The sequence below is a fragment of the Rhizobium sp. BK316 genome, from assembly GCF_014193695.1.
Taxonomy (GTDB): Bacteria; Pseudomonadota; Alphaproteobacteria; order Rhizobiales; family Rhizobiaceae; genus Rhizobium.
Map to the genome: position 1 here is coordinate 1,765,696 of NZ_JACHZR010000001.1, position 22,332 is coordinate 1,788,027.

17 protein-coding genes and 1 pseudogene are annotated in these 22,332 nt (G+C 60.4%); 10 read left to right on the forward strand and 8 right to left on the reverse strand.

Annotated elements, in window-relative coordinates; all coding sequences use genetic code 11:
* Positions 1-357 precede the first annotated feature (357 nt).
* The 3 genes from FHT87_RS07970 (at position 358) to FHT87_RS07980 (ending at position 2,278) form a co-directional block, all read left to right on the forward strand.
* Positions 358-828, forward strand: coding sequence for a DUF992 domain-containing protein (locus FHT87_RS07970; protein ID WP_183726988.1), 471 nt, complete (start codon positions 358-360; stop codon positions 826-828).
* A 347-nt stretch (positions 829-1,175) separates the two neighbouring features.
* The gene (locus tag FHT87_RS07975) at positions 1,176-1,871 is read left to right on the forward strand and encodes a dimethylsulfonioproprionate lyase family protein (RefSeq protein ID WP_183800824.1); all 696 of its coding nucleotides are present in this window, start codon (positions 1,176-1,178) and stop codon (positions 1,869-1,871) included.
* Positions 1,872-2,008: 137 nt separating this feature from the next.
* On the forward strand, positions 2,009-2,278 hold the full coding sequence (locus tag FHT87_RS07980) for a hypothetical protein (RefSeq protein ID WP_183726992.1): 270 nt from the start codon (positions 2,009-2,011) through the stop codon (positions 2,276-2,278).
* 115 nt (positions 2,279-2,393) lie between these two features.
* On the opposite strand, the pseudogene FHT87_RS31155 reads toward FHT87_RS07980, so the two are convergent.
* From FHT87_RS31155 to FHT87_RS07995, 4 genes and pseudogenes are all read right to left on the reverse strand, one after another.
* Positions 2,394-2,748: pseudogene (locus FHT87_RS31155) on the reverse strand (type II toxin-antitoxin system RelE/ParE family toxin).
* A 2-nt stretch (positions 2,749-2,750) separates the two neighbouring features.
* The gene (locus FHT87_RS07985; protein WP_183801103.1) at positions 2,751-3,002 is read right to left on the reverse strand and encodes a transcriptional regulator; all 252 of its coding nucleotides are present in this window, start codon (positions 3,000-3,002) and stop codon (positions 2,751-2,753) included.
* Between the two features lie 97 nt (positions 3,003-3,099).
* Complete coding sequence (cueR, locus tag FHT87_RS07990; RefSeq protein WP_183726994.1) at positions 3,100-3,492, reverse strand: Cu(I)-responsive transcriptional regulator; 393 nt, start codon at positions 3,490-3,492, stop codon at positions 3,100-3,102.
* A 12-nt stretch (positions 3,493-3,504) separates the two neighbouring features.
* Complete coding sequence (locus tag FHT87_RS07995) at positions 3,505-6,054, reverse strand: heavy metal translocating P-type ATPase (protein WP_183800826.1); 2,550 nt, start codon at positions 6,052-6,054, stop codon at positions 3,505-3,507.
* A 253-nt stretch (positions 6,055-6,307) separates the two neighbouring features.
* Here FHT87_RS07995 and FHT87_RS08000 point away from each other — a divergent pair, with 253 nt between their 5' ends.
* Both FHT87_RS08000 and FHT87_RS08005 read left to right on the forward strand, forming a co-directional pair.
* The gene (locus tag FHT87_RS08000; protein WP_183800829.1) at positions 6,308-6,664 is read left to right on the forward strand and encodes a hypothetical protein; all 357 of its coding nucleotides are present in this window, start codon (positions 6,308-6,310) and stop codon (positions 6,662-6,664) included.
* 3 nt (positions 6,665-6,667) lie between these two features.
* Complete coding sequence (locus FHT87_RS08005) at positions 6,668-7,285, forward strand: PIN domain-containing protein (RefSeq protein WP_183800831.1); 618 nt, start codon at positions 6,668-6,670, stop codon at positions 7,283-7,285.
* A gap of 80 nt (positions 7,286-7,365) precedes the next feature.
* Here FHT87_RS08005 and treY read toward each other — a convergent pair whose 3' ends face one another.
* Complete coding sequence (gene treY / locus FHT87_RS08010; RefSeq protein WP_183800834.1) at positions 7,366-9,975, reverse strand: malto-oligosyltrehalose synthase; 2,610 nt, start codon at positions 9,973-9,975, stop codon at positions 7,366-7,368.
* 215 nt (positions 9,976-10,190) lie between these two features.
* Between treY and FHT87_RS08015 the strand changes: the two genes are divergently transcribed.
* Genes FHT87_RS08015 through FHT87_RS08025 form a run of 3 tightly spaced genes read left to right on the forward strand, consistent with a single transcriptional unit; the run spans position 10,191 to position 11,133 of the window.
* Positions 10,191-10,538 (forward strand): type II toxin-antitoxin system RelE/ParE family toxin, encoded by a 348-nt coding sequence (locus FHT87_RS08015; RefSeq protein WP_183800837.1) that lies wholly within the window; start codon positions 10,191-10,193, stop codon positions 10,536-10,538.
* A complete protein-coding gene (locus FHT87_RS08020) occupies positions 10,535-10,858 on the forward strand; it encodes a helix-turn-helix transcriptional regulator (protein ID WP_183727000.1) in 324 nt (107 codons plus the stop codon). The genes FHT87_RS08015 and FHT87_RS08020 overlap by 4 nt, the downstream gene beginning before the upstream one ends.
* 41 nt (positions 10,859-10,899) lie before the next feature.
* Positions 10,900-11,133: a hypothetical protein gene (locus FHT87_RS08025; protein WP_183801112.1), complete on the forward strand. Its 234-nt coding sequence runs from the start codon at positions 10,900-10,902 to the stop codon at positions 11,131-11,133.
* 363 nt (positions 11,134-11,496) lie between these two features.
* Here the strand turns inward: FHT87_RS08025 and FHT87_RS08030 are convergent, their stop codons facing one another.
* From FHT87_RS08030 to FHT87_RS08040, 3 genes are all read right to left on the reverse strand, one after another.
* Positions 11,497-12,603 carry an acyltransferase gene (locus tag FHT87_RS08030; RefSeq protein WP_183800840.1) on the reverse strand — a complete coding sequence of 369 codons (1,107 nt, stop codon included), beginning with the start codon at positions 12,601-12,603 and terminating at the stop codon, positions 11,497-11,499.
* A gap of 331 nt (positions 12,604-12,934) precedes the next feature.
* Positions 12,935-15,016, reverse strand: a complete 2,082-nt coding sequence (gene pbpC / locus FHT87_RS08035) for a penicillin-binding protein 1C (RefSeq protein ID WP_183800843.1) — start codon at positions 15,014-15,016, stop codon at positions 12,935-12,937.
* Positions 15,013-20,493, reverse strand: a complete 5,481-nt coding sequence (locus tag FHT87_RS08040) for an alpha-2-macroglobulin family protein (protein WP_183800845.1) — start codon at positions 20,491-20,493, stop codon at positions 15,013-15,015. Before FHT87_RS08040 ends, pbpC begins: the two co-directional genes overlap by 4 nt.
* 202 nt (positions 20,494-20,695) lie before the next feature.
* On the opposite strand from FHT87_RS08040, the gene msrA reads away from it, so the two are divergent.
* Entirely contained in the window at positions 20,696-21,406 is a 711-nt protein-coding gene (msrA, locus tag FHT87_RS08045; protein ID WP_183800848.1) for a peptide-methionine (S)-S-oxide reductase MsrA, read from the forward strand.
* Positions 21,407-21,633: 227 nt separating this feature from the next.
* Entirely contained in the window at positions 21,634-22,077 is a 444-nt protein-coding gene (locus FHT87_RS08050) for a response regulator (protein WP_183800851.1), read from the forward strand.
* Positions 22,078-22,332: the final 255 nt, after the last annotated feature.

Consider the following 22,332-nt stretch of genomic DNA (forward strand, 5'->3'; position numbering starts at 1 on the left):
ATACTGAAAAAAAGAGGCCGCCTCCCGAAACGGAAAGGCGGCCATGTGCGGATCCTCGGGCAATCCGTGGCTTCGGGCGGAGGGGAGGGACACCGGGAAGCCCTAACCGAGATTTCTATCGCCTGTCAGGAGGAGGCTTCAGGCGATGGAATGGAAGATACGCCCATCCTGAAGCAGGCGGAACTAAACTTACGTATTGGCCCGCCTAGACCAGCGCGCGATTTCATCCGGTCGGGCGGCTTCCCTATTCTTTTCGTCGATCGGCGAGCCCTCGTCGACGATGTCGGGCAGCATCCGCGGTTCCCTCGGACACGCTATGCCGCCGATAGCGACCTTAAACTCCGAATAGGATCTATCATGAAAACCATTCTTCTTTCCTTCTTCGCAGCCGGCATGCTGGCCGCCCCTGTCGTTGCAAACGCCGCCCAGGCCGATGTCGGCAAGCTGGACTGCGACGTTTCCAAGGGCATCGGTGTCATCGTCGGCTCCAAGCAGGACGTCGACTGCACCTATACGCCGAGCGCTGCCGGTGATGCCAGTCAGCATTATGTCGGCACGATCACCGATTTCGGTCTTGACGTCGGTAGCGTAGAAAAGGGCCGGATGGTCTGGCTGGTCTTTAGCGCCACGCGTGAACCGGTTGCCGGGCTGCAGGGCACATATGCCGGCGTGACGGCTGATGCCAGCGTCGGGATCGGCGGAGGGGCCAATGTGCTGGTCGGCGGAACGCGCAAGACCGTCTCGCTGCAACCGGTTTCGCTTGAAGGCGATGTCGGTGTCAATTTGGCCGTCGGTGTGGCGGCACTGAAGCTGCGGCTCGCGGACTGAATCTGGTGAACCGAACCTGAAAGGTCGGCTTCGCGGGTAGCGCCTGGGAAGCCGGCAAAGTGTAAAAAGCCGGGATCCCGACTGATACGGCTGGATGACCGGTTCTGCCGTCTTGAATCCAAATGAATGATCCGCTTCCGCGCGTGCCCTCCGCTCAGTTCTCGCAGCAGGGGCATCCCGAATGACCAGGCAACGACGGTCTGAGACCGCTTTTCCATTCTCCTGCATCTGGCGCGGGCGGGCCGAAGAACTCGCCGCTCAGGACGAGTTTCTTGACATCTGAGCAATCAGAAACCTTGCCGTCGCTGGTCCGGGCACTGTAGGGAAGAGCCTGCACGGAGAAGGTCATGAGCAGAACCACGAAACGAGAAGCAGATCTCCTCATCACCGACGAGAAAGAACCGGTAAAACGCAGGCTTCGCGAGCGGAGCGCCGCGGAGCGTCCGGCGGAGCTCGAAAACTTCCTGAATCTGCTGGCTCGTGCGATGCTGCATCCGTCGGCCTCGACGATGGCGAGTTTTGTCGCCGGGAAGGTTTTTCAAAAGCTTGAACGCACGGGAACGCTAAGCCACAAGCAGCTTCAGGATACCGGTATCCCTTCAGGCCTCGAGGCGGCCCTCCAAAACGCAATCGCGACCAGAGGCATTTGTGCCGAGGTGGCGCAGTGCGTTCGGCGCCTTGCTCACTCGCTCGTGTGGATCAGAGGCAGAAGCGGACCATTTGCAAGCCTGAACTTCGAGACCGCCCATGCCCACAGCGTGATCGTCGGACCCGGTGGACTGGAAGACCGGACGGATATCCGCATTGGCCTCACCTATATGGAGCCGTACAGCCGGTTCCCCGATCACGTGCAGCGGTTCTCACGGGCTTTTTTGTTGCTGTCACCCTGCGAACTTTCGATTGCCGGAGCGAGCTGGTTTTCGACCGGAACAGGCGGCGTCTTCGCGGCCGAAGCGGGACAGTCCTTCGCCATGCGTTGTACCACGACACCGCTATTGGCGGTCTGGTGTCACGTCGAAGAGCCCGGACGTGCGCGGAGTTGAACGGAATTGGGTCCGCCAAAGTACCGTTTTCCACGGTTGCACAGCTGTTCAATCGTCGACACATGGTTTCGGTCGGTTGTATATGACAATTTCATGACAGAGTATGTGCCCCGCTGATTTGCAGGGGAATACATAGAATGAAAGAAAAGAAGCGGGTCTACGAGGCCCTCGTGGACGGCGCCATGGAAGGCCTGGTGGGCGATGCGCTTTACGATTTCGTCCGCGGGCGCTGTCCGAAAGCCTCCAGCAAGAAGATCGTTCGCGCCTCGCTGCTGGCGCTGAGCGATCCTCATCTGAAAGACCGCAATATCCTCGATGTCATCTATGCGCTGGCGATCAAGCACCGGCTGGATGACACCACCGCCGAGGATGAGCAGGAAGAGGAAGTCGACGTCTCGGGGCGGTAGGCGGTTTCCCCAGCGAACCTCTTTTACGTGGGCAATGGAGCAGAAGAAACGGACGGACGTCCAACTTTCGGTTTGCGAACAGCCCGGCCCAATGCATGCAGCCTGTCGAATACTTCTAAGAGGGCTCTCTGGATGAGAGAGCTGCCAAGTCTTCTCTTAGCCGAACGGCTAAATCCATCCGTTCGTGAAGAATACTCATTATACCGATATCGCCGTTATCGAGTTCGCGGAAGAAGACATAGCGATGCTCATAGCGGCCGAAGTAAAGCCTTCCGCCTGATATCTGCCGGAACCGTGAGGCGCTGCCGAAGCTGTCGCCATATCATTCGATCCTTGCGCAGCCGCTGCAAATGACCGTGCAAACCAAGGATATCGGCGTCCGCCTGTTTTTCGCCCCACGCCTCAAATGTGTCGCGCCACATCTTGTCCTGCGCTGCATCGGCGCGGGGATAAAATCGATAAGTCACCATGACTAGCGGCGCTTGTTGCGACGGATAACATCCTCGGCGCTGATAGCGACAAATTCACTGTCAGCGGCTCGCATCGCGGGGGCGAGCTCCTTTTGCAGGGCATCCCATGCCTCGTCACGGGTCTGCAAATCGCGCCGGATCAACGCGCGGATATATTCGCTTGCGTTTTCGTAGAGGCCGTCGTCGCCGATCTGCTGCCGAATATGATCTTGCAGCGCGCCACTGACCTTCACATGGATGCTACCTGATGCCATCACCTTGACCTTCCGTTCTTCTTCCAATGTGGTCAGCGTGGCATATATTGTCGATGTTCATCACCATGTCGGCTTACTGGAGACTTAGTGACAAGCGTCAGGTGGCGGTGTCCGAAAGTTCTTCGAGGATCGGACAGTCCGGACGATCATTGCCGTGGCAGGCATGGACGAGATGTTCGAGCGTATGCCGCAGCTCCGTCAGCTCGCGGATCTTCCGGTCGATTTCCGAAAGCTTCGCCTCGGCGATCCCCTTGACGTCGGCGCTCGCCCGGCTCTTGTCCTCGTAGAGTGCGAGCAGCTGACGGCATTCCTCCACCGAGAAGCCGAGGCCGCGCGAGCGCTGCAGGAAGCGCAGCTTGTGCACGTCCGAGGCCGCATAATCGCGGTAGCCGTTTCCGCCCCGGCCGGGGCGGATGAGGCCGATGTCTTCGTAGTAGCGGATGGTCTTTGAAGGCAGGCCGGACCGTTCCGAGGCTTCGCCGATATTCATCACTTGATTCCTTTACAGCTGTTCGACCCTCAGCCTCAGCGCATTGCCGATGACCGAGACGGACGAGAGGCTCATGGCAGCGGCCGCAATCATCGGCGAGAGCAGCAGGCCGAAGATCGGGTAGAGCACGCCGGCGGCCACGGGGATGCCGAGCGCATTGTAGCCGAAGGCAAAGCCGAGGTTCTGGCGGATGTTGCGCATGGTGGCTTCGGCAAGCCGCCTGGCACGGACGATGCCGTTGAGATCGCCCTTCACCAATGTAATGCCCGCACTTTCCATCGCAACGTCAGCGCCCGTACCCATGGCGATGCCGACATCGGCAGCGGCGAGTGCCGGCGCATCATTGACGCCGTCGCCGGCCATGGCGATGACAGCGCCTTTCGCCCGGAGTTCATCGACCAGCGCCTTCTTGTCCTCAGGCAGAACATCGGCGCGAACCTCGTCGATCCCAAGGCTTCCTGCCACCGCACGGGCCGTCCGCTCATTGTCGCCGGTCGCCATGATGATTTTCAGGCCGCTGTCGTGCAGCGCCTTGATGGCGGCAGCCGTTGTCGGCTTGACACGATCGGCAACGGCGACAAGGCCGGCCAGCACGCCATCCACGACCACGAACATGACGGTCTTGCCTTCGCCGCGCAGCGCCTCGGTCTTCTCGGAGAGCGGCGAGGGATCGATGCCGAGATCGGCAAGCATGGCGGCATTGCCGAGCGCGACGGATGTGCCGCCCGCCTTGCCTTCCACGCCCTTTCCGGTCCTTGCCTCGAAACCCGTCGCGTCGCGGAAGGTGAGGCCGCGTTCTTCGGCACCGGAGACGATTGCCTCGGCGAGGGGATGTTCCGAACCGCGTTCCAGGCTTGCAGCAAGCGCCAGCAGATCGTTTTCATCAATGTTGCCCAAAGCCACAACCTCAGTCAGCTTTGGCTTACCTTCGGTCAGCGTGCCGGTCTTGTCGACGATCAATGTATCGACCTTCGAAAAACGCTCCAATGCTTCCGCATCCTTGATCAAGACACCCTCCTGCGCGCCACGGCCGGTGGCAATCATGATCGACATCGGCGTCGCAAGGCCGAGTGCACAGGGGCAGGCGATGATCAGCACGGCGACGGCGGCAAGCAGGGCATTGGCCAGCCGCGGCTCCGGCCCGACGAAGGACCAGACGAGGAAGGCAGCGATGGCGGCCGCGACGACGCCGGGAACGAAGATCGCCGAAACGCGGTCGACAGCCCCCTGGATCGGCGCGCGCGAGCGCTGCGCCTTCGCCACCATGTCGACGATGCGCGACAGTGTCGTGTCGGCGCCGACCTTTTCGGCGGTCATGATCAGCGCGCCGTTCTTGTTCATGGTGCCGCCGGTCAGTGTGTCGCCCACAGTCTTTTCCACCGGCAGCGATTCGCCCGTGATCATCGATTCATCGATGGTCGACTGGCCCTCGATGACGGAACCGTCGACCGGCACACGTTCGCCAGGGCGTACCCGCAGCCGGTCGCCGGCCTGGATCTCGTCGACAGGCACGTCGCGCTCACTGCCATCGGCATCGATGCGGCGCGCGGTTTTCGGCGCAAGGTCAAGCAGCGCGCGGATTGCAGAGCCGGTGCGTTCGCGCGCCTTCAATTCCAGCACCTGCCCGGCGAAGACCAGTGCAATGATGACGGCGGCTGCCTCGAAATAAACGGGAACAGAGCCGCCATGGCCGCGGAAACTATGCGGGAAGAGATCGGGCGTCATGGTCGCCACGACGCTGTAGACATAGGCCGTGCCGACGCCGAGGCCGATCAATGTCCACATGTTCGGACTGCGGTTGACGAAGGATGCCCATGCCCTGCGAAAGAAGGGAAGGGCTGCCCAGAGGACGACCGGTGTCGCCAGCAACAGTTCGACAAAACTCGCAAGCGGTTCCCCGAGCGCTTCGCGCGGCCACGACAGGCCAAGCATCGGACCCATGGTGAGGATCAGGAGCGGGATCGAAAGAACCGCACTGACCCAGAGCCGCCGGATAAAATCCACGAGTTCCGGGTTCGGGCCTTCATCCTCGGGCGGAATGCCCATCGGCTCCAACGCCATGCCGCATTTCGGGCAGTCGCCGGGATGGTCGCTGACGATCTCAGGATGCATGGGGCAGGTATAGAGCGTTCCCTTGGGCATGGCGGCTGCCGGGGGTTTCCTGCCATTGCGATAGGTCTCGGGATCGGCCTCGAACTTCGCCTTGCAGCCTGCCGAGCAGAAGTAGAATTTTTCGCCCTCGTGCTTTAGGAAATGCCTGGCGCTGGCGCGATCGACGTTCATGCCGCAGACCGGATCCTTGGCCGTAAGATAATCCTGCGGTGCCGCTTCGAATTTCTTTCGGCAGCCATCGCAGCAGAAGCGATAGGTGTGACCCTCATAATCCAGAGAAGGCTTGCTGGCATTCGGATCGACCGTCATGCCGCAGACGGGATCGCGCACCACCAGCTCTTCAACCTTTTCGTCGTGGCCGCAGCCGCATTGCGCACCGGCATGATGGTGATGGTCGTGAGCATGTCCATGGTGGTTGTGGCCGTGATGATGATCGTGCTTGGTATCCATAATGCTTTCGCCTTTCATGCCCTTCTGGCATCCGGACGCCTTTATCAGCCTTCCAGCAACTGGAAGGTCAACAGCTTTTTTATCGGTGCGGAGTTTTACGGAATTAGGCAGCAACTGCCCCCAAGGAGCAGGTTTTCAGTCTCACTTGAGTATGTCTGAAGTGTTGACCGTCTTCGATGGCCGGGATGGCGTAAGTTGTAAATCGCCGCCTTTCACAGTATATAGGAATGAGGTATTTCTATAGGAGTGTACGATGTCGTCTACAGTTTCGGCGAACGTCGATGGCAAGACAGCCACGAAGTTGAAGATGGTGGCTTCGATGGAGAACAGATCCGTATCGAATGCGGTATCCAGCGCAATTACCGTATTCGTTGGACTTCCGAAGGGAGTGCGGGATTTCTTGCTCGAGCTAAACGCGCAAAACGATCAGGAAACCATTATCAGACTTGGCCGCGAGATGATGGCAGCGGCGGCAAAGGTACGCCTTGAGAAGGCAACTAACGACCTCGCAGCCGAGCACCGGTTCGGGGGACGGGAACATGCAGGCAGCGAGATTGACTTATTGGAAGAAGCTACTGCATTGAGCCGAGCCGCAGCACGTCGGAAGTAATGCATGGATCGTCCCGTCCGCGTGCTCCTCGATGTCAACATCTTCGTTGGCAACATAATGGCTTACGACCGTGGTCATAAAGGAACGGCGACACAGACGCTTGTGTCCATGGTGAGCGGCCAACAATGGGGCATTGCGAACCCGGCGCAATTAATCATCTCGTTCGAGATGATCGATACCCTCGAAATGGTGCTCCGCCGCCTGAAATACTCTGAGGATCGAATCAAGTCGTACTCCGGATCTATCGTTGACATAGTAAAATATGGCCCAGATGCGCTCGACCCATATCTCATTTTGGGTGGAGAGGAGCGTTTTGCTATGCCTGACGTGGAAGATGCCGGCGTGTTAGCTACAGCCGTTGGCGCCAAGGCCGACATTCTCGTCACGGATAACCTGATGGATTTTACTACGAAGGACGCTTCCGCCGTAGAAACTCAAGTGGTGAACACGACTTCTTCGGCCCGACGAACCCTGCAGGCTCTGAGATATGAGATCGGAAATGTGGACCTGATCGTCGCGCACCCGTTCGATGTGATGCAATGGATGCGCTTGGGCTACGATTTTACGCCCAGCACACTTTGGGATGTCATTCAGAAATCTGAGAACGAGTTTGGTCTGTGACTGCAGGGACAGTGCTCCTGCGTTGCAGATTTAGATTTGGTGGCAGTAGCGACATAATTCCGGATTTTTCAAGGTTACTGTCAAGCCGGCACGATCAGGGCCGCCGGCTGGTCTCCGAGAAGGGTGGCAAGCGTAATCTTCGTTCCCGGCTCCAGCATCTTGCCGGTCAGGAGATCTGCCTTGAGACCGTGAAGCGGTGAAGGCACGGATATTACCGTATCGTCCCAGAATTCCGACCCGGCAAAGAGCACGCCGGGATCGAGCCAGCCGAACATCAGTCTTGGCACGACGGTGACAGCGAAGTCGTTATGGTGCAGGCGGGCAAAGGCGACGACATGGTCGCTTCTGATGCCGCTGACGGCCAGCGGCAGATATTCCCCCTTAGTGAAAAGCTGGCCGTGCTCGAGCCGGAGTCCCAGGCCGATCTGGATGACACGCTGTTTCAGCGCCGCCGCCTGCAATCTTGCCAGCGGACCACCCTCGGCAAGCCAGCCTGCGAGTGTCTCGAAATCTGGCGGCCGCCTGTTGTCGGGGTCGACGAAACTGAAATCGAAACCTTCGGCCCCTTGATAGATATCCGGAATGCCCGGTGCCGTCAGCTTGATCAATGTCTGCGACAGGCTGTTGACGTAACCGGCCTCGATGAAGGGCTGCAGAACACGGGCGAAAGCCTCGGTGAAGGCGTCGTTGTCGGGTGAGACGAGTGCTGCCGCATAGGCGCGGACCGCCTCCTCATAGTCATTGTTCGGCGCCGTCCAATCGGTACGCAGCTTGGCTTCGCGAATAGCCTTTTCCGCATAGGCGACGAAACGCTCGCGCAGCCCATCCGCATGATGACGGTCGAAATCCTCAGGCCACGCGCCGGTAAGCGCCTGATAGAGCATCCATTCCAGATCGGGCTCGGGTGCTGCACCGTCCGGCAGCTCAATACGGTGACTTTCATTCAGTCTGCGCCAATGTTCGACGGCGTTGGCAAAGACGTCGGCGCCTTCGCTGACAGTATAAAGCCGCGCCCGCGCATCCTCGCCGCGCTTTGTGTCATGCGTCGATGTTGCCGAAAGACCCGAGGGCTGGGAGCGCGCCCGATCCTGCATGTGTTGGTGAAACGCTTCGATGCCGCCGGGCACATGCTCCGGCTCGCCACCGACCTCATTTACCGCCAGCAGCCGGTTGTAGCGATAGAACAGCGTATCCTCCATTGCCTTGGCCATGACGGGGCCGGAGAGCTGCTGGAATCGGTGGCGGAATTCACGAGCCGCCTCGTTGTCGACCTTACCCTCGAGGATGGCCACGATGCTTTGCAGCGACTGTGCATGGTCCAGATATCCGGCAGCCGCCAGCTCGGCTTTTTTCAGCAGGTCCGCATCCCGCGCATCGAGAGGGCCGTCGGTCCCGTAGGTGCGGTAGACGGGAAAGGCGATCAGAAGCTCGCGGATCGCCTCGGTCATTTCCCTGTTCGACAGTTCGGGGAGGAGGCCGGCTGCTATGCGCGCAAGGCGGGCCGCCTCTCCGGCGAAATTCCGCTCGACCATCAACCGCTTGGCCGTCCGTCGCCCGGCTTCGAAATCGCCATTGCCACCTGCCAGCCGGCGATAGGCTTCATCGAGCTTCTGCAAGCCATTGCCCTCCACGAAGAGCCCGCTCAAGGCGGCAACGAACTCGTAGCCCGTCGTTCCATGCACCGGCCAGTCGGCCGGCAGCCCTTCGCCGGGGCCAAGGATTTTCTCGACGACGATATAGGTGTCTGCGCCGACTGCTTCCCGCAAGCGGTCGAGATAGGCTCTCGGTTCCGCCAGCCCGTCGATATGGTCGATGCGCAGGCCCTGCACGTGGCCCTGACGCACGAGATCGAGAATCAGCCGGTGGCTCTCTTCGAAGACCCTGATATCCTCGACCCGCAGGCCGACCAGTCCCGTCACCTCGAAAAACCGCCGATAGCTCAGATGCTCCGAAGCCTCCTGCCAGCGCTGAAGCTGCCAGTGCTGCGCCGCATGCAGCCGCGTCATGAAGGCATGATCCTTTGAAAGCTCCGCAAGCTTTCTGCTCAGGCTTGTGAGATCGCCGGCCTCGAAGATCATGTCGCGCAGCCCTCGATGCAGGTCATCGCCACCGATGGAGCCTGCCAGTTCGGCCATCCCAGCGAGAACAGGATCATCCAGTTCCGTCGAGAGCTGGGCGTAGCTTTCCATGCTCAGCGGAAAGAGGGCGTCATAGTAGCCGATCGCCAGATTGCCATGCGTCTCGTCGATAGTGATCGTCAGTTCGCCGGCAGAAACACTTTCATCGAAGCTCTTACCGAGCTGGGGCAGGGTCAGTCGTTCGCTCCATTCTATATCGAAGTGGCCTGCAAACGGGCTATGCTTGCCGAATTCCAGGACGCTCCGCCACCAGGCGTTCTCCAGCGAAGCAGCCATATGATTCGGCACGATGTCGAGCATTAGGCCCATGCCCGCTTCTGACAGCGCCTCCGTCAGGCGATCGAAACCCGCCCTTCCGCCGAGTCCCGGATCGATCTCGTTGGCGTCGGTCACGTCGTAACCGTGCGTCGATCCTGTCGTGACGGTGAAGACCGGCGAGGCGTAGAGGTGGCTGATGCCAAGCGACTTCAGATAGGGGACAAGCCCGCAGGCACGATCGAAGGTCATGCCGTTGCGGAACTGGACCCGGTAGGTCGCGGAGGGAAGCGTCATGGGGTCGTTTTTGCCGTTTGAAGGGGACATCTTCCAACGGTTGTGAAGCGCTTTTGTTCCCCTTCTTTAAGGGTAGGTTCGTTGATGGGGTGCTGTCACATTGATTTTTCGCCAATCGAATTGCGGTAGTCGGGCTTTCGCCGCGGGCGGCAGAACGGACGGCTACGACGTTATTTTCATTGACGAGTGTTGATAAATATATCAACATAGACCATATGCCAGACAATGGCCGTACAGTATCGTGGATTAAGGCCGCCCGGAAAGACTTTGAAGATTTTCCGCCCGGCGCACAGGTCGAAATGGCGCGGGCGTTGACCGTGGTTGCCGCTGGCGGCCATCCCGAGATCGCAAAGCCATTGACGGGCCTCGGGTCGGGCGTACTCGAGCTGGCATTGAAGCACCGGGGCGACGCTTTTCGTGTCGTCTACGTGCTGCAGATCGATACGGACATATGGGTTGTCCATGCGTTTCAGAAAAAATCGAAGTCGGGCATTACAATACCGAAGGCCGAAATTGATCTGATCCGCGAACGCCTGAAACGACTGAAGGAGGCTTTACGATGAGCGACGAATTTGAACTTGTTCGCGGCAGTGGCAACGTCTTCCGCGACTTCGATATGCCGAACCCGGAACTGGAGCATCTGCGGGCTACGCTGGCGGCACAGATTATCAAGACGCTCGACAGGCGGAAGCTGTCGGTGCGGGAAGCCGGAACGCTGACCGGAATCAACTATACCGAATTCTCGCGCATCCGCCGCGTCAAGCTGGACGGCTTCACCGTTGACCGGCTTTGGAAGATGCTCGATCTCCTCGGCCAGACGGTGGACGTGAAGGTGAAAGTCCATTCGGCAAAGCCGCCGCGGGCTGCACACGCTCATGCGTAAGATCTGCAGCCGCTGAAAACGGCTGTCCAGGAAACGAAAAAATGACCGTCCTGCTTTGGAGATCGGAACCGGATGAGCGACGCCTATCTCCAGGGGATACTGGCCCGCGTGGCCGAGGCGAGGGACATGAGCGCCGCTTCGTCAATGACGCCCTCATTTTCCTGCAGGCGCGGCAGCTGGGTGCGAGCGTATTGACCGGCAACGTGCGGGATTTCGACTTCCTGTCGCAGATTGTACCGAGTGCTCGCGTCATCCTCTATCGAGTGCCTCTGTAGCCGCGCTCATGGGGAACGCTGGGCTCCTACTGATGGGCCATTGTCCGGGGGCCAAGGTCACGTTTCGTGCTCTGCCAACAGAACGCTTCAATCAGGCCAGGTAAGGCTCTAACGCGTGTCGCGTTTAATCGGCCTCATATCCGGCAGCCCTGAAGTAGTTTCGGCATTCGATCACGGAGAAGAGGTTGCAGATGTCGCCAAGTGCCTGGGCAATGGTGTCGAAGCTGCCTAGAAGACGCGCCGCAATGAATCGACAGCGGTCATAGTGGGTTCTTCCTGGCAGAAAAGACCGATACCTTGGCGGAAGCTCACCACCGAGACCCATTCAGGCAACCGTTGCACATGATCAGGAAAGTGCGACAGTTAGGGACTATGCTGTTCGAAAAACCGACGCGCGATCTGCTGAATGACATGCTGTTGCTGGGAGAATGATGTTCGCTTCAACCTCAGCGCACGCTTTTCTAAAAGATGCCAGGATAGCCAACCGAGTAACATGGCAGCAGGCAGGGAAACGGCGAAGACCGCCCACCATGTGCTGTACTCACCTAGAGCATTGTTCACCACTTGCTCCACTGGCCAGCCATACAGATAGGTCCCATAGGAGACGTCGCCAAACCGGCCGAGAGTCGGCAGGCGTATGCCCGGCGAGGTCGCGATCTGGACAAGCGGATAGGCGAATAACATTGGCCCATAAGGATAGGCGGGCCAGAGGACGAGGCAGAGCACACCAAGCACCACGAAGATCAGGGCCAGTACAATGCTTGGCTGCCATTTTGCCGCGACGAACCAGAGAAGTGAACCGCAGAGGAAGTAGGGAGCGATATAAGTGAAGTCCGTTATCAACTTTCTATCTGGCCACGGACTATCGAAGAAAAGCTCCAAAATCACGCCGACGGCGACGGAAGATGCGATGAGCGGGGCTCGCAGAAGCCCGATGGCCATCAATGCCGCAAGGATGAGGTAGCAGAATATTTCCTGCGGGATCGTCCAAAGAGAGCCGTTGACGAAGGTGGCAAGCCAGGAGATCGCAGGATCATAAAACTGTACATGGGGCAGGATCATACCATAGTTCGGATCGAGCACCGCATGCACCGTCGTCTTCACATGAAGCGAGTTACGAAGATAAGCGCTGATGCCTAACGGGCTGAAAAAGGGACCCAAAACATAGACGCTGAGCAGGGTGCAGACGACAAGCGCCGGATATATCCTCAGCGCACGCCGCCAGAGAAAACCACTCGCGCTGCCTGACTGCGCGCTCTGCGTGACGAGGAAGCCGCTTGTGATGAAAAACACATAGACCCCGAAGATGCCAAGGATATTGCCCCCTCCGATCAAACGCTCGAAGGGTTCGTTCGCCGAGGTTTTCTCCGAGATAAGGAAGGCATGCGAAAAGATCACCGTGGAGGCTGCGACGAGCCTGATCAGGTTGAAATTTGGGTAATATGCCTTCTTTATCTCGCGCCTATGCATGCGAGCCCCCCGCGCTTCCAAAGCTTAATAAACCATTAAGGTGAGTTTCCAATGTTGTCACGCGCCGTTGCAAATCCGGGGTTAAGCCGAGATACAAGCGATCTTTACTGATGCGGCCTATGCGTGGGCCACTGTCCTTGTCCATCAGGACCTGATTTTTAACGCGATTGCCTGGCCGGCGCTGCAACGGGACACCTGATCGAGAACTTCTTCTGCAAGCTCAAAGAGTTCAAGGCCATCGCCATGAGAAGCGATAAAACCGACAGAAACTTCTCCGCCATGATCTACGCTTGCGCCGCTGTCATAAACTCAAAATGAATCTCAACAAGCCCTAGTCGACGAAGACGCCGACGCTTGCCGCTCGGCCCATGGAATCGATGACCGTCAGCTTTGAATACCCGCCGCCATCAGGCATCCAGCTCTGCGTGCGCCGGCGTGAAAGTTCGGGCAGCGGCTTGCCGTTGGCAAGCCAGCGGAAGGGCGCGCGGCCGCCCTGCAGTTTGAGCATCAGTGGCGAAAGATCGCCTGCTTTTGCTCCAAGATCGACATGAGCGCCCTCCGGCGGATAGACGATCTGGGGTGACGGCTCGCGGCCGGACGTGACCAGCAGTCCGTTGGCATTGACGGCAAAACGGCGCTGGCTGATCGGCAGATCGGTCTGTGCGATGCGCACGGCGCCTGTCGGCGGGCGCGGCAGTGGTGTGGTGGCGATGCCGGATTTTGCAAGCGCCTCGAAGAGGATGGGTGCGGCAGTGCCATAACCCGTCAAACCGGGTACTGCGCTGTTATCAGGCCGTCCGACCCACACACCAAGCACATAACGTCCGTCATAACCGACCGACCAGGCATCGCGATAGCCGTAGCTCGTGCCGGTCTTGTAGGCGATGCCGCGCTGCGGCGCGCCGGCAGGCGGTATGACGCCCGAGAGTATGTCGGCGACATTCCAGACGGCGACCGGCTCCAGCAAGGGCTCGCCGTCGATCTTGCCCGGCGCATTCGTCACACCATCGCCGATCCTGACCGGCTGGCCGCGATTGGCAAGGGCCGTATAAAGCTGCACGAGATCCTTCAGCGTGATGCCGACGCCGCCAAGGCCGATTGCCAGACCCGGCGTCTCGTTTGGCGGCAGAACGGGGCGCACTTCGGCGCGGCGGAAACGCACCATGAGCCGCGACGGGCCGACGGCATCGAGCAGCTTGACGGCCGGCACGTTGAGGGAGAGCTGCAGGGCCTCGCGCACCGTCACGTCGCCCTGGTAGCTCATGTCGAAATTACGCGGCCGGTAGCCGAAAAAGTCGGCCGGCCGGTCCTCGATGATGGTCTCCTGGCTGACCAATCCCTGCTCGAAGGCAAGGCCATAGATGAAGGGTTTGAGCGTCGAGCCGGGCGAACGGTTGACACGCGTCATGTCGATCCAGCCGGAGCGGCTGGCATCGAAATAATCGGCTGAACCCACCTCGCCGACGATCTCGCCGGTTTCGGCCTCCGCCATCACCATGGCGAGCGACAGTTTTGGTCCGAGCTTCATCGTCGCGGCGCGCGCGACGGATTCGAGGCCGGTCTGGACCTGCTTCTTCAGCGTCGTCTGGTGCCGGATCGCCTTCGGATCCTTGCGCAATGCGGCCTCCGCGACATGGGCGGCAAGGGCAGGAAGCTGCAGGCGGCGGGCGGGAATGGCAACATCCTCGGCGCGCTCGGCCTCGCCATCACCGACGACTTCGGCCACGGCGATACGGTCGAGCACCCGCTTGCGCGCCGCTTCGGCTGCCTTAAGGTTCCGGTCAGGGCGGCGCTTTTCGGGCAATTGCGGCAGCGCGACGAGCAGGGCAGCTTCTGCCACCGTCAGCCGCTTCGGCTCCTTGCCGAAATAGGCAAGGCTTGCCGCGCGCACGCCTTCCAGATTGCCGCCATAGGGCGCATGGGTGAGATAGAGATCGAGGATGTCGCCCTTCGAAAGCCGCCGCTCGATCTGCACTGCGCGCAGGATCTGCAGCAGTTTTGCCGAGAACGACCGGCTCTCTCGTGGCTCGATCAGCCTTGCCACCTGCATGGAGAGCGTCGAGGCCCCGGAGACGATGCGGCCGTTGCTGGCAAATTGCAGTGCCGCGCGCCCGAGCGCCCAGATATCGATGCCGGAATGCTCATAAAAACGCTGGTCCTCATAGGCGACGAGCATACGGATGAATTGCGGATCGACGTCGGCAACGCCTGTTTTCAGCCGCCAGCGGCCTTCCGGCGTTGCAAAGGCGCGCAGCAATTGCCCATCGGCATCGAGCACTTCGGGCGAGACGGCTTCGGCTTGCTCCAGCGGCGGGGGAAAGGCGCGGTCGGCGGCGTCGAGCGCGAAGAGGCCTGCACCGGCAATGATGATGCCGGCCGCAGCCCCGATCGCAAATTTCTGCCACCGCCTCATTGTTGAGCCGCAACGACCTCCATCTTGCCGGTCGCGGTCCGCGCGGACATATCGGGACGATACATGTCCTCGACAGTTGCTGCCGGATGATCGTAGACACCGGGTGTCACGGCGCGCACCACATAGGCGACATTGAAATCACGCGCCGAATTTTCGCCGCGGTTGAAGGCGGCGACGAAACGGTCGTAGCGGAATTCCGTATGGGCGGCGGACATCTCACCGACCCAGTCGAAATTCGTCATCTGGGCGCTGTCGACGAGGCTCGGATTGTCGATCTCGAAGCCGGCCGGCAGGAGATCGGTGATGACGATGCGCGAGGCCCAGTCGTTCTGCTCGGTCACATGGAGGACGACGACATAACGCTCGTTCTGCTGCGCCTCGCTGACAGTCGCCTCCTCGCCATCAAGCGTGTAATAGGTCCGCTCGATGGTAAAGCCGTTGCCGCCAGCAGGCAGCGGTTTGACGGGGGCGGCAACCGTGGTGACGACGGCCGAAACCGTATCGCTCGTGGCACTCGTCAATGTCAGCGGATGGTCGATCAGCGCGTCACCCGTCATCTTTGCCATATAGGCGCCGGTTCGCTCAGCGCCGTTGACGTTGATCTTCAGATCGTCGTCGCCGTTCTGCAGGGCACGCGCCGCCAGAAGCATCCATGCCTGTTCCTGGGTGCTCGTATATTTGCTGCGATCCCATTCCCGAGCGACCGCCTTGGCAAGTTCCGGAATGACGGGCGGAACCGGCCGGCTTTCGGCCGCAAGCGCCAGGATTGCTGCGCCATCGCGCAGCACCGAGCCGTAATCGGTGCGCGAGAAGTTTACCCGGGTCACCATCGACTGCTTCGACATCTGCAGCGCATCGACAAAGATGTTCTTCGAGCGGGTCGCGTCGCCATAGAGCGCCAGTGCCGCAGCGATATGCGCCTTGGCAAGCGGTGTCGGGAAGTCGTTGATCATCGTGTCGGCATAGTAGCGCAGGTCGCTGACGGCAGCCTTCTTGTTGCGGGCGAGCACGTAGAGGGCGTAGGCGATTTCGTCGCCTTTGCCCTTCACGTCCGTCGTATAGGAGAGCGAATTCTGGAGATTTTCCAGCGCCTGCACCGGGGCGCGATCCGGCACGTCGTACTTCTGCTCGCGTGCCCGTGTCAGGAAGTCGGTGACGTAGGAATCGAGCCAGAGATCGCCGGAATCCGGTCCCCAAAGGCCAAAGCTTCCGGCATAGGCCTGATAGGAGAGTAGTTTGTAGATGGCATCCTGCACGCGCTTGTGGATGTCGTCGTCGGTCTCATCCATACCGGCCTGCTTGGCTACTTCGGCCAGATAGAGCAGCGGCAGGGCACGGCTCGTCGTCTGCTCGGCGCAGCCGAAGGGGTAGCGGTCGAGCGTCATCAGGAGAGCGGGAATATCGAAGGCGGTCGAGCGGGTGACGTTGACGGCGATCGAAGCGCCCGGAAGCACGCTGTCTGCCAACAGGTTCTTGTCGATGGTGAGGCTCTTGCCTGGTGCCAACGCAATGACGCGCCGTTCGGTGACTGGCAGTGAGGACGGCCGCACCGGGACGTCGACCACCTGGTCGAGCGACAGGCCGGAGGCATTGGACAGGTTGATTGTCACACTGCCATCGCCCGGCGCGCCGCCGACGAGCGTCAGCGTCAGGTCGGACTTGGCGCCGGCTTGAAGCTTCAATGTCTGTTCGGCTGGCCCGTCGATGTTGAGCGCGCTGTTGCCGGTGAGCGTCAGCTTGTAGTCGCCGGCGGGTGCATCGGTATTGGCGATGTCGAGCCTGAGGTTAGCCTTATCCCCGGGCGCCAGGAATTTCGGCAGGCTTGCCGTGACGACGACAGGGTCGCGGATGATGACGTCTCTGGCGCTGTGGCCGACACCGGCCTTTGTCCAGGCAACCGCCATGACACGCGCCGTTCCGTTGAACTGCGGTATATCGAAACTCACCTTGGCCTTGCCTTCGGCATCGAGTTTGACCGGACCGGCGAAGAAGGCGACGAGCTTTTGCGTCGGCGGGCTTGCCTGCAATGCGATCGCGCCGCCGTCGCCGCCGGTGCGCAGCTTGCCGGTCGCGCCCAGCGAGCCGTCGATCAGCCGGCCGTAAAGGTCGCGGATCTCGAGGCCGAGCTGGCGTTGGCCGAAATACCAGTCTTCCGGGTTCGGCGGCTCGTAGCGTGTGAGATTGAGGATGCCGACATCGACGGCGGCAACCGTGACATAGGCTTCCTCATTTGCGCCGGCGCCTTCAACCTGCAGGCCGATATCGAGCGGCCCGCGCGGCAGCATCTTCTCAGGCGTATCGATCTTGACCTGCAGCGCCCGCTCGGCCGGATCGACCTTCAGCCATTTGATGCCGATCGAGCGCGCCGGCATATGGGTGTCGAGCGAATCGCCCGGCCGGAACAGGGTGGCGGTCACATAGGCGCCGGCACCCCAGTCGGCGGTAACGGGAATATCGACCTCGCCGCCGGTCTCGCCCATCGTTGCATTCTGCACGGCAATCAGCTTTTCGGTGCCGGCCGTGATCATCAGCTCGCCGCCGTAACGCGACGTGACCTTCAGCTTGGCCGTCTCGCCGACATGATAGCTGTCCTTGTCGAGAGCGATTTCGAGGCCATCGGGTGTTTCCGTCGAGGTCGACGCCACGAACCAGCCGGCATCGAATTCGACGCTTGAGGTCGGGCCGTCTGCATCGGGGCTTTCGACCTCGAGCCGGTAACGGCCCCAGTTGACCGGTGCCTGGATCTTGCCGCCATTTTCAGCCGTCGCATCCACCGAGCCGGAGGCGACCTCTTCGGGCGTATAGGTCGGCTCGTATTTCCAGGCAGTGCCTTCGCGATACCACTGATAGTCGCGGCGCAGCTTGTAGAATTTCCAGCGCAGGCCCTTCATTTCCTGCTTCTGGCCCTGGGTGTCGAGGCCGATGACCGTGAAATTCGCCAGTGCATTCTCCGGCAGATCTCCGTCGAATTCCGGCTTGATGCCGATTGCGGTCGCGTCGGTCTTGACCGGGATGTCCAGCGATCGCTCGATGGCGCGACCACCCGGCTCCTGCATGCGCAGATAGACGGTGGCGTTGAGGAGCTGGGTTGTTGCCGGCAGTTCGCCGATCGTCAGGTCGGTGGAGGCTTCGCCATTCCCGTCGAGTTCCGGCAACCCGTCGATCGGCTGGCGCGAATCCTCGCTTGCCTCCTCGTCTGCAAGGCCGAACTGGTAGCCGGGATAGGCAGCATTCGTGCGCGTCGGCTTGACGACGACATCGCCTTCGATGGTGAGGCCGGCAGCCGGGGCGCCGTAGAGATATTTGCCGGAAATAGTGATCGTCGCGGCCGTATCCGTGCCGATTTCCTTGGAGTCGGTCTTGATCTCCATGTCGGTGCGATCAGGCACGAAGTCGTCGACGAGGAAGGTCTTGGTGGCGATCGCCGAGCCCTTCGGATCCGTATAGACATTCATCGTCCAGGTGCCACGCATGGCGTTTTCCTGCGTCTGCAGGTCCACCTGATAGCCGCCAAGATTGCTTGTCTGGCTGACGATGCGCCGGTCTTCGACGCCGTCGGGCCGTGAGAAGATGAAGGTGAGCGGCAGGTTCTCGATCGCCTTGCCGTCCGTGTCGCGGGCAAGGGCTGCCGCATGCACCGTCTCGCCGGCGCGGTAGATGCCGCGCTCGGTCCAGGGCAAGACGTCGATCGCGCCCGGCGCGGCGCGGCCGGTGACACCACGGTCAGAAAGATCGAAACCGGCCCGCGTCATGTCGAGGAAAACATAGTCGGACGCGCCGTTCTTGGCGGTGATGACGGCAGGCGTAAGGGCTGCCGTGCCGCGCATCAGGCCGGCCGTGAAGCTGGCGCGGCCGGCCTGATCGGTCGTCGCCGTGCCGAGCACTTCATTGTTCTTGGCAAGCAGCTGCAGCTCGACACCGGCCATCGGCTTGGCAGACGCCAGTGAGCGGGCAAAGACGTTCAGACCATCGGTGCCGGCATAGGTGGAAATGCCGATATCGGAGACGAGGAACCATTGTGTGGCCTGCGAATCCCAGTCCTGCACCGGACCGGTCGGCGGGGTTGCGACGAGCACATAAATGCCGGGCTTGCGCTCGGGCAGCGCCTCGTCGACCGGGAAGGAGGTGACGACATCCTTGTTGAGCTCGTTGGCGATCTCGATCGAACCCTGCCAGACGAGTTCGCCGCTCTGGTCCTGGATGTTCTGGGCGCTGTAGCCGTCGAGCTGCGTCAGGAACTGCGAGCTCGTCAGAAGCGGTGCGATGCCGCGATCACCGATACGGTAGAGCTTCAGATTGGCAGACGCCATGTTGACGGAGACGACGGGCACGCCGCGGCGCGCCGTCGACGGCAGCACGAAGCTGTCGCCGGTGAAACGCACCATCTGGCTGCGATCCTTGATATAGACGTCGATCGTCACAGGTGCTTCCAGAACCTCGTCGACCGAGGAGGGCAGGCCGGTGCGCAAGCCGATCTTGTAGGTCTCGCCGTGGGTGAGGCCCTCGACGCAGATCTGCTTGTCCTTGGCTTCCAGCGCCTTGGGTGCAGCCCCGTTCAGTGTCACGAAGGGCGTATAGTCGACCGTCTTGACCAGCGCCTCGGAGAAGGTGACGCAGGCGCGCGGTGTGGCGCTGTCGGCATCGACGGTATGTTCGGTGATGCGGAAGCCCTGCGTCTGCTTGAGCTGCAGGTAGTCCGCCTGCACATCCTTGGCGCCGACGAGCGCCAGGCTCGCCTTGTAGCTATTCAAGGCATCGCGATAGTTGGCATTCTTTTCCAGGGCCTTGGCAAGCACGGCCAGCGCATCGGCGCGCTTATTGGTCGTGCGTGTCAGCTGATAGCCGTTCAGCGCATCGATTACCGCTTGGCCGAAGATGCCGCTGTCAGGCGCGCCGAGCGAGGTGGCGGCACGCGCCGTCTCGGCCCACAGGTCGCCATCATCAGGCGTGATCGACAGAGCACCATGGAAGGCCTTCAGCGCGTCGGAGAGATTGCCGCCGGTGAGATCGAGGCGAGCACTTGCCGTCAGGCTGTCGACGCCCTGGCCCTGCTGGTCGTCGGCGAGCGCCAGATCGTTGCGGAAATTGCGGGCCTGCTGGACGAGATCGTCGGAGAGGAAGGGCAGGCGGGGGGCAGCGCCAATATCCGGCTCTTTCGGGGCGCTGGCTGCCGTCGTTTCGACGATCCGGCCGGCAATCGCGCCGGGGGCGGCGTTCATCGTCTTGAAATCGGATTTGAGGAAGCACCACTTCACTTTGGGATTATAGGTGAAGGCCTTGCAGCTCTTGTCGCCGATGCAGGCCGCCTTGCACTGATCGAGCGAAAGGTTCTGCTCCGTGCGCAGGTCGAAGCCGTAATAATCGGCATCCTTGACGGTGACGATATCGCGCTTGGCCTCGGCGGCAAAAGCCGGCGAGCCGGCAAAAATCACGGATGCGGCGATGACGGAAAAAGCGAAGAACGAGCGCACAGACATTGGTTCCCCCCGGATGCTGGCTCTGAGCCGGGCGGCACTGTCCCCACTCCCCGGGGAATTGTCAACTCACCTTGCCGCCTGTTCCGGCTTCGCACATTCGCTTTCGTATAATCGTCACATCGGCGTGAGTGAACAGCTTGTGATTTGCGGCTTTTTCGTCGATCGGCAAGAATTTCTCGACACTTTCCCGGAGGTAACCCCCATGCCGATATCCACGTCAGGCAAGGTCCTTGCCGCGCTTTTCGCAACCGCAGTCCTTTCGCTTGGGCTCGGTTCCGTCGCCACCAAGGCGGCGGAAGATGCCGTCGTCATTCCAGCTCCTGCCATCGACGAGGCGGGTAAGTCCGGCATGGAGACGGCCGTCTTCGCCGGCGGCTGTTTCTGGGGTGTCCAGGGCGTCTTCCAGCATGTGAAGGGCGTCAAAAGCGCCGTGTCCGGCTATGCCGGCGGTGAAGCGGCAACCGCCCAGTACGAAACGGTCAGCACCGGCACGACGGGCCATGCCGAATCCGTAAAGGTGACCTTCGATCCGAGAGAGGTGAGCTACGGCAAGCTCCTGCAGGTCTTCTTCTCGGTCGCACACAACCCGACGCAGCTCAATTTCCAGGGACCGGACCAGGGCACCCAATACCGCTCGGCGCTGTTCATCTCCGACCCTGAACAGCGCAAGGTGGCCGAAGCCTATATTGCCCAGCTCGACAAGGCGCATGTCTTCAAACAGCCGATCGTCACCAAGGTCACCGACTATACCGGCTTCTACCCAGCCGAGCAGTATCACCAGGATTTTTTGACGCTGAACCCGACCTACCCCTATATCGTCTATAACGACCTGCCGAAGATCGAGAACCTGAAGCAGATCTTCCCGGCTGATTACAGGCAGGAGCCGGTTCTGGTGCTGAAGGCAAAGGGCTAGGAAGCCTCCAAAGCCAGAATTTCAGAAGGCGGCTAAAGTAGCCGCCTTTTTACGATCAGCTCGAATTGTTAAGAATTTATCAATATTAACAAAATCTTAATTGAAAAAAGCTGCGTTTCATGCCGGAACATATGGTCGCATCGCCCGTTTAAGCTGCGAGCCTCGCCGAAGTAACCTCTCTTCAACGACGAAGACTCTCCTGAAGTAAAGCGTAAAGGGGATCTGTCATGGCCACGAATGTCATGCGTAGCTGGCAACGGGAACATCTCATGGAGCTGCGAGTGCTGATTGTCGAAGACGAGTTGCTGATCGCCCTCGACCTCGAAATGACGATCGAGACCATGGGCGTGCATGTCGCAGGCCTCGCATCGGATCGCGAGGGGGCCTTCAGGCTTGCCCCGCTTGCAGACATCGCCTTCGTCGATGTCAATCTCTCCGACGGCGCAACCGGCCCTGAGATCGGCCGGCAGCTCGCAGAAGACCACGGCATTTCCGTCGTCTTCATGACTGCCAATCCGGAAGTCGTCGCAGATGGTGTCCGCGGCGCGGTTGGCGTGGTGCAAAAGCCTGTCATGCCGAGGGTAATCGAACAGCTCCTCAGGTATGTCGCCGCTCGCCGTGCCGGCATCCTGGCGGTGGTGCCACCGCAGATGACGGTGTTTGCGTCATAGAGTGAGGCAGTTGGCTCCTATCCAGCTGGTATTGCGTTTGAGAGTCCGAGCGTGGCGTGGGGCCGGTGTAAAATCACTGAAATTCTATTTATAACGCAAAGAGCACCAGTGAAATGGGTCGCTACATCCGCTCATACCCGCACACATTCTGACGCGTTGCCCTGGGTCCTACGACGCTTTTGAAGACTATGAATCGCCAGATTACTGAGCTAGAGAGTACCGCCAACAAAACCGTGGGGCGATTTTGCCGTCTGC